Annotated in this window: 11 protein-coding genes; all 11 read left to right on the top strand. The window is 39.4% G+C overall.

The window, feature by feature from the left end:
- The first annotated feature begins 147 nt into the window (after positions 1–147).
- The 11 genes from clpX (at position 148) to sctD (ending at position 14,496) form a co-directional block, all read left to right on the top strand.
- Positions 148–1,416, top strand: a complete 1,269-nt coding sequence (clpX, locus tag CSEC_RS00585) for an ATP-dependent Clp protease ATP-binding subunit ClpX (RefSeq protein ID WP_041016470.1) — start codon at positions 148–150, stop codon at positions 1,414–1,416.
- A 39-nt stretch (positions 1,417–1,455) separates the two neighbouring features.
- Positions 1,456–2,391, top strand: coding sequence for a hypothetical protein (locus CSEC_RS00580; protein ID WP_041016469.1), 936 nt, complete (start codon positions 1,456–1,458; stop codon positions 2,389–2,391).
- A gap of 377 nt (positions 2,392–2,768) precedes the next feature.
- On the top strand, positions 2,769–3,905 hold the full coding sequence (locus tag CSEC_RS00575) for a hypothetical protein (protein ID WP_041016468.1): 1,137 nt from the start codon (positions 2,769–2,771) through the stop codon (positions 3,903–3,905).
- A gap of 98 nt (positions 3,906–4,003) precedes the next feature.
- On the top strand, positions 4,004–4,468 hold the full coding sequence (locus tag CSEC_RS00570; RefSeq protein ID WP_053331654.1) for a hypothetical protein: 465 nt from the start codon (positions 4,004–4,006) through the stop codon (positions 4,466–4,468).
- Between the two features lie 44 nt (positions 4,469–4,512).
- Positions 4,513–5,109 (top strand): SycD/LcrH family type III secretion system chaperone, encoded by a 597-nt coding sequence (locus tag CSEC_RS00565; protein WP_237559184.1) that lies wholly within the window; start codon positions 4,513–4,515, stop codon positions 5,107–5,109.
- 158 nt (positions 5,110–5,267) lie between these two features.
- Positions 5,268–8,120, top strand: a complete 2,853-nt coding sequence (locus tag CSEC_RS00560; protein WP_041016467.1) for a phage tail family protein — start codon at positions 5,268–5,270, stop codon at positions 8,118–8,120.
- Between the two features lie 67 nt (positions 8,121–8,187).
- Positions 8,188–8,955 (top strand): hypothetical protein, encoded by a 768-nt coding sequence (locus tag CSEC_RS00555; RefSeq protein ID WP_041016466.1) that lies wholly within the window; start codon positions 8,188–8,190, stop codon positions 8,953–8,955.
- Positions 8,956–9,010: 55 nt separating this feature from the next.
- Positions 9,011–10,663: a hypothetical protein gene (locus CSEC_RS00550; protein ID WP_041016465.1), complete on the top strand. Its 1,653-nt coding sequence runs from the start codon at positions 9,011–9,013 to the stop codon at positions 10,661–10,663.
- A gap of 72 nt (positions 10,664–10,735) precedes the next feature.
- A complete protein-coding gene (locus tag CSEC_RS00545; protein WP_041016464.1) occupies positions 10,736–11,779 on the top strand; it encodes a hypothetical protein in 1,044 nt (347 codons plus the stop codon).
- 76 nt (positions 11,780–11,855) lie between these two features.
- On the top strand, positions 11,856–12,248 hold the full coding sequence (locus CSEC_RS00540; RefSeq protein WP_041016463.1) for a type III secretion system chaperone: 393 nt from the start codon (positions 11,856–11,858) through the stop codon (positions 12,246–12,248).
- A 232-nt stretch (positions 12,249–12,480) separates the two neighbouring features.
- The gene (gene sctD / locus CSEC_RS00535; protein ID WP_041016462.1) at positions 12,481–14,496 is read left to right on the top strand and encodes a type III secretion system inner membrane ring subunit SctD; all 2,016 of its coding nucleotides are present in this window, start codon (positions 12,481–12,483) and stop codon (positions 14,494–14,496) included.
- The last annotated feature ends 89 nt before the right edge of the window (positions 14,497–14,585 follow it).

The following is a 14,585-nucleotide window of genomic DNA, read 5'->3' as shown; positions in this document are numbered from 1 at the left end:
TTACTTGTATAAAGAATGTCTTTTGTTTAAGAATCTTTATTTTGAAAGCAATTAACTAAAAAGTGTGGTAACCTTTTAATTAGAAATTACTTTTATTCGGCTGAAGTGAAATTCAGCCTTAATCATCCAGTTTAAAGGCATTTGACTATGGCTAAAAATACGCCACCCCCAAAAGATATCATCAGTTGCTCGTTCTGTGGACGAACAGAAGATGCTGTGGAAAAATTGATCTCAGGACCTAATGTTTACATTTGCGATAAATGTGTTCATCTCTGTTCCAGCATTCTAGATAAGAAAAATCAAGTAAAGGCCACGACTTCCGCAGAACCTTTTGAAGTTAAGTTGTTAAAGCCCCGAGAAATTAAAGAAAAGCTTGATGAATACATCATTGGCCAAGAATCGGCTAAAAGAACCATTTCTGTAGCCGTTTATAACCATTATAGAAGAATTTCGTCTCTTTTAAATAATGACGCTAATGTGGAAATTAGCAAATCGAACGTTTTGCTATTTGGCCCGACAGGTTCTGGTAAAACTCTAATTGCCAAAACACTTGCAAGGATTCTTGAAGTGCCTTTTGCAATCGCTGATGCCACAACCCTGACAGAAGCCGGATATGTAGGTGAAGATGTCGAAAACATCATTTTAAGACTTCTTCAAGCGGCAGATTATGATGTCGCCAAAGCGGAAAAAGGCATTATTTATGTGGATGAAATCGACAAAATTCATAGAACCACATCGAATGTCTCTATTACAAGAGACGTTTCCGGTGAAGGCGTTCAGCAAGCTCTATTAAAAATAGTTGAAGGGACGGTTGCAAACGTTCCCCCAAAAGGCGGAAGAAAGCACCCTAACCAAGAATATATTAAAGTAAATACTGAAAATATCCTCTTTATCGTTGGCGGCGCTTTCGTTGGTTTGGATGAAATCGTGGCTAAAAGACTTGGAAAGAGTATTATTGGCTTTAAAGCCGATGCAAAAGACGATTTAACAAGCCATGAGAAAAGCGCCCTTCTTTCAAAAGTCGAGCCTGAAGATTTAATCCAATTCGGCATGATTCCTGAATTTGTCGGCAGATTCAATAGCTTGGCGAATTGCTACGAACTAAGTATGGAAGATTTGATTTTAGTGCTGACTCAGCCTAAAAATGCCATTATAAAGCAGTATCAAGCGCTTTTTGGATTAGATGGCGTAAATCTTCATTTTGAAGAAAAAGCTCTTGAAGCCATAGCCAAAAAGGCTCATGAAGCAGGGACAGGAGCCCGGGCTCTTCGCATGATTCTAGAAAGTCTTATGCGGGATCTCATGTTTGAGGTGCCCTCTGATGAGTCTATAGAAGAAATCATCATTGAAGAAGATTCTGTGACTCAAAAGAAACAGCCTATAATTAGAAAAGCTGAGAAAAAAGCATCCGCTTAATTTTAACTTAACGGATCCAATATAGGGATTTTTTTTAGCATGCCAGAGATACGTGTTCTGGAAAAAGAAATTTCTTCCGACGATGTATGGAGAGACGGGATAACTTTAGCAGGCCCGTCTCTTTCCCCTATTTACTTTAATCCCAATGAAATCGGCGATGAGTCTTTCGGACCTAATATTGAGCTAATACGTCTTGGCGCTTTTGATCAAAAGGGCACTTTACAAGCCTTGGCTCTTATTTCATATTCTAGCAGTCCAAGTCTTTCTGAGTTAAGTTGTCTAAATGCCAAATCACCTGTTGCTTTTTCTCTTTACGCAGAACCTCTTTTAGATGAAGTTGAAAAAATACTAAAAGAAAAGAACTGCATGATTGTCTGCTGTCTTTATGAGCATACGAAAGGAAGCCCAAGAAGCCCTCTATCTCTTCTGTTAGAAAAAAAAGGGTTTGGCTCCCCTTCCGTTAAATATATAAAGTACTATTTTGACTGTTATGCTTTTAAACCTCCCTGGTTTACAAAAGAGATGACCCTTCAAGAAGATTTTAAAATCTTTCCCTGGAAAGATTTAACTCCCAAAGAAGAAAATCGGCTTCGCCAACTGGAAGAGCAATTTTCCTTTCACCCTTTCATTTCTCCCACCAACGAAAAAATCTTCATCCAATACATTAACAGTTTAGGCCTTAAGTATAAGGGAGACATTGTCGGCTGGATGATTACGCATACTCTTCCTTATGAGAAAGAGTGGGTCCGCTATTCCGGCTTTTTTATTGACCCTCAGTTTCAACACCAAGGGTTTGCAATCCCTTTATTACAGCAATCCATTAAGCTTCAACAGAATTCACCTTTACGCTGGTCTTATTTCATGATAAATCTAGACTATACGGAAAGTGACTGGATTCGATTTGTTGAAAAGCGGCTTGCGCCTTATACCACTAAGATTGGGGAAGTTATACGCAGATGCAAGGCTTATAGATAGAGATTGTTATTTAACATAACTTAACAATTCATTTTACTTCTAGCATTCATTGAAAAATAAAAAAAAATAGTATACAATCAATAATAGAAGGGGGTTTCATTATAGTTAGTATAATCCTATAATTAATCTGCTTTTCTCCAAATCTTCAAAAACATCCTCTTTTTATTAAAAAGGATCTTCTTGGAGATTTATGCCTTTTGGCATCAACTCTTCAAAGTAATTTATAACTTAAGTGAAGTTAAGGTTACGAAAGTAAATAGCTTAAAGAAAGCCAGTTTCTTTGAACCCCCTTCTAAGATTTTAGGCTTTTTAAAGCATCATCAAATCGGGACCGAAGCTTCATGCATATAATCATCATATGCAATTGAGGAGAAGCTATGCCGAATACAATTCAAGACCCATTTGCTGACGGCCCCTTTGTGTTCCCCTTCCAAGATTGGTTGGAAGCCGGGCAAACCTTAGGCGCTGGCGTCACAACACGTATTACAATTATTGGTAGCACGGTTATAACCTCTGTGCTCTTTACTTCTGCTGATGCGCTGGAAGCAAACTCTCACACACTTCAAAGATTACTTGAAGTTAACTACGTGAGGGAAGGCAATAGAGTGCTTTCAACAGCCCTTGAGCAACTAGACGATAGCTTACAGGCGACACAAAAAGCGTTAGATATCTTAGCCACTTTGCAACAGCTGCATAACACCGTTACAGTTCAATCTGTCGGACAATTTCCTTTCCAATTTGATGGCAGCGGACTTGTTATCGAAAGGCCAACTGCAAAACCTTTCTTTGGCACTACCATTATTCAAAACACTAACATCGCAGGCGGTGAAGGTGTTGATACCAACTACATGAAAACCTATCTTCGCATGGCGAGTGCTTTCTACGGGTTGCCTATTTTCCCTGACTTTGTCTATGACAAGCAAACTACCATCACAGGAATTGGAGATGTTAATGCTTATGTTACAAAACTTGAGGATACAAAGGCTCAACTATCGGCAGCCATTACTCAAGTAGACTTAGTCGCTCCAGGAACCTCAGGGGACACAAGCTCCTTCCTAGGTAGGTTAAAACAAGTTTACGCCGATTTGCCCCCAAGCACTAACGGACAAATTACGGTCACAGATGCTAAAATGTGGACGCTTGACTTCTATCGAGCAAACGAAGGTCAAGATTACAGCCAAAATGCTCTTCAAGGCAGTGGAACAAGACTTGATGCAAACGGCAACCCCATTAACCCGGTTAATGCAAGCGGTGAAATCGTCAACCCGGTTGGAACGGGTTACTTAGGAACAAGCCCTGTCTCCGGAATAAGGGCAGACTCGGCAAGAGCCGGTACTTTCCAACAAAATATTACTTTCGCAATTACTGCCGGACAATCTTTTAACGACACCCAGAAAGAAAAAGTACGTCGTTATATGTTCGTTTTTGAGGAATATTATAAATCCGCAAGCTCTATGCTGCAAAAAATATCACAGCTAATTGAAAAGATGGCACAAGGTATAAGACCAGCTTAATAAAATATTAATAACAATTATTTTTAAGTTTATACGAAATACTATTATAATTAACTTAGAAGTGTAACTAAAGTTACAATTTCGTTTAGGAGGAACATATGACCACTCCAGTTTATATAAACGGGTCGGAGAGTATTTCCCTTGATTTGCAAAACTCGGAATTTTCAAGAACTAACGTAATCGATCGCGTATTCTTACTCTTAGTCAGAATGATTGAAGTGTTGCAAAAAGCAACAGCTGCCACCTCTGACCGTTTAAAATTTTTAACCGACTGGCAAAAAGCCTACACTGACCAACTTGACTCTGTTCACTCGTTCACAATGAAAAACGGGGATCTAGTAGATAAGGATACGCAATCCCAAAGAGATATTCGTGACGAATTAAACAGAGCGAACTCTACCTACACAGAACAATTGAGATCTAGAAGACAAGTAGTTTCAGACGATGCTAAAACATTGCAAACCACCGTTAACCAAATGTCTGATGCGGTTAACCAACAAACGAGTATGGCTACCTCCCTTTTACAACAGTTGAGTACGATTTTAGGCGCTATATTTAAATAGGCTTAAGCTTACAGGTTTTTTAGGCTGAAAAAGATAATAGAAAAATGAATTCCTATAGCGAGGAGGAACTCGCCATGAAAGGCGAACAACAACAAGTAGGAAAAGCAGCTCAAGAATTGGGCAAGCAACTGAAAGAAAAGATGGGCGACGAAAAGCTGAATCAAGCTAACAAGCAGATGAGCCGCCTGATGCCTAAAGAATTCATGGGCTTAAGTGACGCCATGATTGAAGGGATTTATGGACAAGCTTATAGACTCTATAATACCGGGAAGTATCGCGAGGCCGGACAGCTTTTCAGACTTTTAATCATGGTCAACGGTACGGAAGCTAAATATGCTATGGGCCTTGCTGCATGCTTGCATATGCTCAAAGATTTTAAAGCGGCAGCGGAAGCTTACATGCTTTGCACAGCCATCGATGCCCATAACCCAATCCCGCATTATCATGCTTCTGATTGTTATATTCAGATGAAAGATAAATTATCGGCACTTGTCTCCCTAGAGCTCGCGGTTCAGCAATGCGGAGACAAACCTGAATATAAAACCCTGAAAGATAGGGCGCAAATGACAATTCAGAGTTTGAAAAAAGACCTTCAAACCGGAAATCAGGAAAAAAACCCTTCTTCAGAACCTAAAAAGTAATGTACCGAACCGTAAGGGTAATGGTGCTTTAAGATAACGCACCGATAAAAACTAGGGATTCTAGTTTTTAATCATTTTAGAAGACTGACGACTGACCGGTTTAATAATGCATTTTTTCCGCCAACCATAAGCCGGTTCACTTAAGAAGGAGAATGATAATGGGTGGAAACATCAATTTGGGCACTGGCGGTGTCTTCCAATGGGGTGTAGGTGTAAATCCAAATGATCCAAATGCAGCAGTTGCAACTGCTGGAAAAACTACTTTTTCAGATCAACTATCCTCTCTTGGAAGCTTAGGTTATGTTTTAGAGTATGTGTTTAATGCCAATAACCCTCATCTTCCCAATCCTCAAGAGTATGGTGCAACCTCTTTTGACCAACAGGAAGTCCTTAATAATTTTTTAAATGGGGATACTCAAGCATCGCCTTTTTCACCAAGAAGTGAACAACAAAAAAACTTTGATACAGAATTTCAAAATCGTCTTCTCTCACTTGTTAAGGATGAAAATTTCCTTAAAGAAAATGGCAACTTAACACCTGAGCAAGCAGAGAATAAAATTAAACTAGCCCTTCTTTTTCCGAATATTCAGGGAGAGTCAAAGATCCTTTTAGCTCTTAAATCTTTGCAAGAAGGATCTCCTTCCGGATGGCCGTCATCCGCTGAGTTAGAATCGTTAAAAGAAGACCTTGGAGCTGTAAAAGATAGAGTCTTTGAAAATACACTGAGTGACCTTGTCAGCGATCCGAAAGATCTAACCGCTTTAAAAAATGCTTACTACAACGGGGTCACAACCGGTTTAACCAAAGAACAAGCGGTCACCTTTGCTAAAATTTTACAGACTGCCGGGGCTGAACTTTCGACAAAGTGGGGCATACCAAGCGATGCGGATATTCCACCGGCCGGTGCTGAATATTTCAATGCAACGCTAAATGCTGAATTTTTAGATGAATTTAAAGGAGAGCTCTTTACCAAACTCTACGATGGAACCATCACACAAAAAGAATTTAATGTTTTTAACGCCATCCGAAATTTTCCCGACCCTAAAGACCCTGATCAAGCTGCTTTAAAAGGTAAATATGAAGCTCTTTTTGGCCAAGTCTTACAAAATTTTCAACAAGGATCAGGCTTGCCTTCGCAATGGAGTCCTTCCCTTACTCAGGAGCTTGCTCAATCCTATACCGACGGTGTATGGAGGGATGCATTCGCTGCAAATCTTGCAAAAGCCGGACTTCCTGTCGATCAGCAGCTTGCCGTATTGAAAGCTCTCGAAAACCCTCAAACCGCCTCTCCTATTATTAAAACCCTGCTTGAAACGCTTGTTAAACAAACGACAGCCGAAGTCATGGAAAATTTAAATTTGCCGGCTTCCTGGAAACCCAATAACAAAGTAGCAAATCCGGTTGTCGATCCTCCCACTTTAGCCATAATGAAAAACGGGACCTCCCTCTTAAAAGATCTCAAAAAATTGGGTGAAGAGGTTTTAAAAAATATGGCGCCCGATGACCCTAATAGGGCTCTTCTTCTAGATTATCTCAAACGAGTCGGTGAAAATTTAAACAAATTGCAAGAGATGCTCTATAATGTTGAGATAAGCTTATCTAAAGCTTCAAAAATGCTTAATGCTGCTGTTTTAGACATGCAGAAAAATAAAATAGAAGAAGCTAGAAGACAGGCAGAAGAAGCTAAAAAATCGCGCGGCGGCAAAGGAGCTAAACAACAAAGCGATAGTAAAAAAACCTTCATGAAGATTTTTATGCCTATCATGTCGGTTATGATGGTGGTCATGGCTGTCATGACAGGAAACCCGCTTTTAATGGGTCTTGCCCTTTTTATGCTTTCAAACTCTTTATCGCAAGCTGCCGGCGGTCCAGACCTCATGCAAGAGTGCTTTAACGTATTAGATACTGTCCTTGAAAAAATATTCCCTGACAGTAAGTTTGGGATGTTCATGCGCTCTATGGTCAAAGCTTTAATGGTTATAGCAATCACTGCCCTCTGCCTTGTAGGCGGCGGTATGACAGGGTTGATGATAGGCCTTACCTTTTTTATGGAAGGGCTTTCAAAATCCGGAATGATGAAAGATTTTGTCAAGGGAGTCTGCGGCGGCAGTGACAAAGATGTCATGTGGGCTACAATGGCCGTAATGATTGCGGTTATGGTGGTAACAATTGTCATCACAATTGCCGTCAGTATCTTTAGCGGCGTTATAGCAGCTATTTTGCCTCCTGTCGGAGTTGGAATGATCGCCTCGCAAGTGGCTAATATTACCGCTCAGATAACTTCTCTTATTGCGAGACTTATGCAAATGCTATCAAATGTCGGGCAAATGGTAGCAAGGATTGTCCAAGCCGTTCAAAAAGTGGTCCAAATAGTCACAAACATTTTAAAGAAAATTGTTGAGTTTGTGAAAACGGCTATAAACCAAGTTAAAGAATGGACAAAATCAGTCACTGACACCATAAAATTCTATATGAATAACGTTAAAACCTGGGCGCAAAACACTGCCGATGCACTTAAAGAGGCCATTACTAAAGTTGCAAAAAATGCAATGGAAGAAGCTCCTAAAATCTTAAAAGAATTTACGAAAAAAGTTCAAGAATATGCTAAACGGCTTGAGGACCTCTTTAAGAAAATAAAAGACACCTTAAAATTGGACAAAATTTTTAAAGGTTTTAAGGAGATGTCTGTTAAAGATAAAACAGATGTTGTCGGTAACTTGGCTATTTCAGGAAGCAGTATCGGTACGGGTATTCAAAACATGGTAGAGGGTATCAATCAAGCAAAACTTGCCTTTTTAATGGCAGAAATCGCTAAAAAGATTGCAGCTTCCCAGGCCTATATTGAAGAAATCGGCGCTTTAATCAAGCTATTAAAGCAAGTCATTCAAGAATTAATTGAATCTATGGGCCCTGTAGCTGAATTTATTAAAGAAATTAACGCTTTGCAAACCAAAAAATTCCAAGACGCTTCTTCCGGACAAGGATGGCTTGCGTTGCAAAGCGGCAGTTAGACATCGCTGAAAGGATGCTAAAAGCACCCTTTCAGGAATTTATAAGCCTGAAGATAAGGAGTCGGATATGGAGGAACAAGATCCTCTTTCTGAAGAAAAAGCGGTTCTTACTGAAAGCGATATTATTGCTGAGCTTATGAAAACCTATTCGGAAAACGAGCTCTCTGAAACGCAAGTAAAGGAAGGGGTTGCATTTTTAAAACCTCTTATAAGCGATGCTATAAAAAATATGACCGAAGAGGATATCCCGACTAAGGAAAACCTAGAAAAATGGATAGACAACACTATAGAAAAAGTAGCTGAAACAAGAGAAATGTCCGATGAGGAAAAAAATAATATAAGAAAGCATCTATCTCAAATCTTTATCGACGGTCAATCTCTTGCGAAAGCGCTTGAAATGGAACCTGATTTTCTTGAGTGGATTTATGGGGAAGCAAGCCGGCAATACTATAGCGGCAGGTATGAAGAAGCTTATGGCACTTATCGAATTTTAGATATGCTAATCCCCAATTCTCCAAAAATAATTTTTAACGCAGGCGCCTGTCTTCAAATGATGAAACATACTCAAGATGCGGTGGCATGGTACTTAAGAGCTGCTTATCTTGACAAGCTAAACCCCTTGCCTTACTACCACTTGGTGGACTGCTTCTTAAAGCTTGGGGATTATCCTGCCGCTTATGGTTCTATGCATGGATTATTAAAAAGAACAAAAGATATTCCTAAATATCAAGCTTTAGAGAGGAAAATTAAACTGATGTGGGATGCCAATAAGGAACGACTCTTAGCTTATATTGAGGATTTGAATAAAAAAAATAAAAAAGAGGGTGGATCTTAAAAAAGACTTATCTTAGTTGCCCTGCCTAAAAGGATTCAACCTCCAGGAGAGATACATGACAACTTCGGGCACAGACCCTAACCTTCATCGAAGCGGCCCGTCGCCTTACCAAGAGAATTTGCACCCTGATTTTATTCCGGGCTCTCTTCTACAGCATCTAGCCGTTGGCATGACCAAAGATTCCATCGCCATGTCTATCCAACTTGGACACCCTTACGGAAGAAACCCTACGTCTTCAAGTTCTCCATCCCTTGAGTTCCCGCTTTATAATTTACGGGTAAATAACCCTCCAAGTGAAAAAAAAGAACCTCCCATAGGGGATTTGATGGAAGAACTAAAAAAAATGCTTCCCCAAGATTTAAAAGATCGTTTTGATGCTGAATTAAAAAAAGATGTAAGAGATCAAGACACTCCCTTTATCTCTTTAAATCAACTTTTGAATGGGATTGCTATTATTTTAATTGGTTTAAGCAAGTCTTTAGAGCCGATTGATCCAAAAAGCGATTTAGCTTTGGTTGAAAAAAGATTTTTGTCGATGCCTAACAACATTGCTGCCAATTTATTAGAACAGGCAAATACAGTAACCCAAACCGGGGTTAATTATTTACAAACAGAAGGCAGAAATCTCCCTTTCTTTGATGTGCTTCTTGGGCATTTAATTGAAATTAACACTCTTTCCAATATCTTAGGCTCTTTTGGTAAAATCGATTCCTTTGAAAAGCAAACCGCTCTAAATAATGTGCTGGAACATCTTTCACTCGTAAAAGAGAACATCAACAGTAAGGATTTCGGAGAAAATCTACTGATTCTAAACCCTCTTATTGAAAACCTCTATTTATCAGCGCTTTCCTTAAGTTTAGGCGAGGGGCCAAACGCTCATTTGATCGGCTTTGCTTTAGCCAATTTGGAAACCAATGCTGAAGGAAAACCAACTCAACTCGCTAACGATAGTGTGAGAATGATCGCAGAAAACCTATCGAATGGAATTACTTCAACTTTGCTCTCAAATTTATCTCCCGCAGCAAGAGAGTTATTCCATCACCTCACCACCTCCTATTTGACAGCTGCGCTTATTTTCTCAAACGGGCTGCTCAAAGTAGGCGAAGATAAAGATAGGGATGAAAAATCTGATATCGTCAGAGAACAGATAGAAAAAGATCTAGAGACAAAAGAGCAATTAGCAGCGAATATAGCTAGAGTTTATTTGGAACAAAACCTTTTGGAGAGACTTTTTTTTAATGGAAGCGGTAATAACGCCTATGGATTGGAAGTCAATGCATCTTATGGAAAAATAATAGAAGGTGCGCTTGAACTTGCTGCTTTAAGCTTATTTAATCTTTCAATCGGAAGTCATGACCCAAGTGTTGCTGAAAGGCTCTTAAAAGAATTGGAACCTCAATTTAGCAATCGCTTAAGCCTTTCTGAAAATATGCTTATTGCACTTATATCAGTCGGCGGGGATGCAAATGCCGCTGCAATACAAAATTTTTCCTCTTTCTTAACGGAAGCCCGGCTTGCCGTTAACAAAGGCGACTATAATGGTTTTTCAGAAGCTATCTATCAAGCCTTAGGCTTAGTTGGCATGGATGCGGAAAAAGTAAAAAGCGACCTTACAAGCTATAAAGACTTAGCCACTATTCTCTATCAAGCTTTTTTTGAAGGCGTTGAAGATGGCGGAAATATACAAACTAGCATTGTTCAAGTGTAACAATGCAAAGCTGCTTTATCCCTTTTATTATCTGAAAAGCAGCTTAAGATTAAAGCAAAAAGGAGTTTATCCATGACGATTAATAATCAATCTCCCAGTAATCCTTTGCTTGACCCTGAGATGCTAGCACTATTCATGCCTCAACCTGACCAAGCGTTAATTGATGCAAGCCCAAAAGCGCAAGAAGAACTGATGGAAAAAATGCTATCCGGTTATGGCATATTTGAAGTTTTCTCAAAAGACGTTCTTGATGATCAGCATTATGCCCCTCTTGTATTAGATAAAGACCTTGTGGATTTTTATGGTTCTATCATCTTAAGCGATATCGTTTTAAAAACACTTGACTCAAGCAAGCCCGTCGTATCCAAATCCCTCGGTATTGAGGATCGAACCAATGAAAAAACTGCTGCGGATAGGACTGCATCAACCGGCGCTGCATCAGGCGTTGATATCCCGGGGTGGAACCCCTGGATGGCGGCAAGTTATCTTGTAAATATTACGATGGCCATGATGGAAATGGCAAGAGTCATGCGTCTTGCAAGGCTTACTGAAATGGGGGCAAGAGTGGCCGCTATGGGACTCATTATGGAAAGCGCTTATAACATCGGCAACGCCATTAAAGAAGCTGCTGAAAAACAAGCCGATATGCTTATGATGCAAGGTATCGGTTCAGCAATACAAGCGGCTTTTGGCGGTTTATCGATGGTTACAGGTATGCTTGGCGCTGCCGGATCTGTCACCCGTACGGTACAATATAATAGGGCCATGGCTAGTTCTAAACCTCCAACTGGAGGCATGGAAGGATTTAAATACAACTGGTTTACCGGAAGCGCAAGTGTTCTTGGCTCGGCCAGTATGGGTCTTGGATCTTTAGGGCAAGGTATCGGCGGCATGGTTTCAAGCTTTGGCCAAATCGGGCCGACCATTGAAAAAGGGTTAATTGAACGTTATCAAAAAGTTCAAGAAGGCTTAAAAGATGTTTATACCCAACTGCAATCATCAAGCTCTGAATCCGATAAGAACTTGGCTGAACTTGTCAGCAAATGCCTTGAAATGCTGAAAATGGTTTACGAACAAGCGCTCCAAGCTCATAAAGGCCTTGGACCCACACAATAAGCACTTAATTGATTTCTAAATCCCCATCTTTAAAGGACATTGAGGATGGGGATTTTTTTAAAGATTTGAGGATAAAATGGGTAAATTAGATACTTTCATGCAAGAGTTCAGCCGCGAGTTAAAACTTGAAAATCCTCTAACTCCTTCTATGCCCGGCGTCTACTTTCTCCCGATCGATGAAAATTTATCGATCACAATCAATGAAGGCTTAAGTTCCATCTCTTTTACTTCAACTATTGCTCCCACGCCTAAAGTTCATAAAGAAGCTTTTTTCCAAGAAATGCTAGAAGGCAACCTCTTTGGGCAAGGAACGCAAGGCGGATTTCTTTCTTTAAGCGAAGATGGAAAAAATATTATTCTTACAAATAAACTATCTTTAGAATCAAATTATGATGTGTTCGCAGGGGCCCTGGAAGATTTTATTGTTACGGTTGATTTTTGGCGGGATGAGGCTCTCCAACATAAATAAACAAAAATACTTAACAGTCTAGCCGATTTTTGGTATTATAAATATATGCTTAACGGAAAATATTAATTTCATTTGATTCAACAAAAACTAAATTTGTGTTAAATTTTTAATACCTAAGACTAAAAATTTAAAATTTCTTGCTAGTAAGCATTAGAATTAATATTTATACTTTTAACTAATGGCACAGATTTTGCTGTTGTAATATTAATTAAAGGTTGGCGGTATTAGGGTTATGCCAAAGCTTATTGCCGAAGAAGGGAAATTAAAGGGTTTAACCCTGTCTTTAGAGGACGGGGAAGAGTGGCTTATTGGTCGAGATCCTGAAACTTGTCAATTTCTTATTGAAGACCCCTTAGCCTCTAGAAAACATTTAATTTGCCGAAAGGCTCCTCAAGGGATATTAGTAGAGAATTTAAGCACAACCAACCCAATTGAGATCAACCAAGAAGAAGTTGCCGGTCAAAAGCTTCTTCATGAAGGGGATACTTTAAAAATTGGCAGCACGATTTTTCGTTTTTATACTAATGACAAAGAGGCCGAAGAGGCTTCTTTTGAGGAAAAAAACGACCCCTCTAAAACAACAGAAGATGAGCCCATGAATCATTCTCAAGAAGAAGAACCATTAAAAGATAAAGGAGAGGTTAATACCTCTCAGGTGTCTGCGAATAAGATCGAGGAGTCTATTTTGCCTGAAGAACAACAAAAAGAAATAACTGATACTCCCCTTGAAGAATCTAAAGAGCATGAACAATCTAAAGAATCAGAGGGAATTGAAGACGATAGCGAAGATCATGTAAAAAGACGCGACACTTTGTTTGATGAAGAAGAAAATAACGACGAACTTCTTGCGGAAATTGATTTTGATATTCAAGAAACCGATAGATGGCTTTTAAAAGTTATCGCCGGCCCAAATAACGGCGCTGAATTTACCATGCAAGCCGGTAGAACTTACTCTCTTGGGACAGACCCTGCCACTTGCGATATTATTTTTCATGATACAAGCGTTTCAAGACAGCATGCAAAAGTGCAGGTTTTAGAAAATGACACTCTGTCTATCGAAGACTTAAAAAGCCGAAATGGCACGCTTGTTGATGGTGAAAAAATACAAGGCAAAAAAATCTTTAATCCAAACTCTGTAGTCACTCTTGGAACTACATCCTTTGTTATTTTTGATAGGGAAGGAGAAATGCAAACGATCATTTCCCCGCTTTTGCCTTCCATTGTCCGCTTCTTACAAAAAGAGGAAGAAACCAAGCCAAAAGAAGAGATAAAAAAAGAAGAACCCCTGCCCCCTCCGCCCCCTCCGAAACCTACTATGACCTCGGAAGAGCTCAAAGAAAAAGCCGGAACCACCCTCACAGCTTTTATATTAATTGGAATACTGACAGGCCTCTTTGGTTTGACAGCTCTTGGCGTTGTTACTCTTTTTAAAAGCGAACCGATACAAGTTCAAGAAGTGTACGATCCTGAAACACTTCTAAAAGATGCTCTAGCCCCTTTTCCAACTGTGCAATACTACTACAATAAATCAAATGGCTCCCTTTTACTTGTAGGCCATGTCCTAACAGATAACGCAAAAAAACAGCTAAATTACAACCTTCAAGGCCTTAAATTTATAAAAAATTTGGATGATTCCGGGATTATTATAGATGAAGGGGTTTGGCAAGAAATCAATCAGATCATCGCTAAAAACCCTAAGTGGAGAAGCGTTAACATTCAGGCGACCACCCCCGGGAACTTTGTTTTATCAGGTTACTTGAAAAATAGATCCGATATGGAAGATCTTTCCGAGTATTTAAGCGCTAACTTTAACTACTTGGATCTGCTTGAGAATCGTGTCGTCGTCGAAGAAAATCTCGCCAATACGGTTAAAGCCATGCTTCAAAACCGCGGGTTTAAGACTTTAAAAACAGAATTAGTCAATGGTGAGTTAACGATAAAAGGAAGCATTCCTATCTCCCAAAAAGGAGATTATAGGGAAGTTTTAGAAGAGTTAAAGACCATTTCCGGCATTCACCAGATTCAAGACTTGGCAACAGACGTTGAGCCTGAAAAATCCATGATCGATATCACCGATAGATATGAAGTTTCAGGTATTTCAAGAAGAGGCTCAACTTTAAGTGTTGTCGTGGATGGAAAAATTGTGACTAAAGGCGATTTTTTAGATGCTATGAAGATAACCGAAATTACTCCTCAAGCTGTTTTTCTTGAGAGAGATGGAGTCAAGTACAGGATCAACTTAAAGTAGTAAAATTAATTAAATCTTTACACATTTCTTATAATTGATGATTACTTGATTAAATGATTTTTTTATGCTAAAATATAATTATAGAGGAA

The organism is Criblamydia sequanensis CRIB-18 (assembly GCF_000750955.1).
Classification (GTDB): Bacteria; Chlamydiota; Chlamydiia; order Chlamydiales; family Criblamydiaceae; genus Criblamydia; species Criblamydia sequanensis.
The sequence above is the reverse complement of the archived record's forward strand: the minus strand, read 5'-3'. Positions and strand labels throughout refer to the sequence as shown.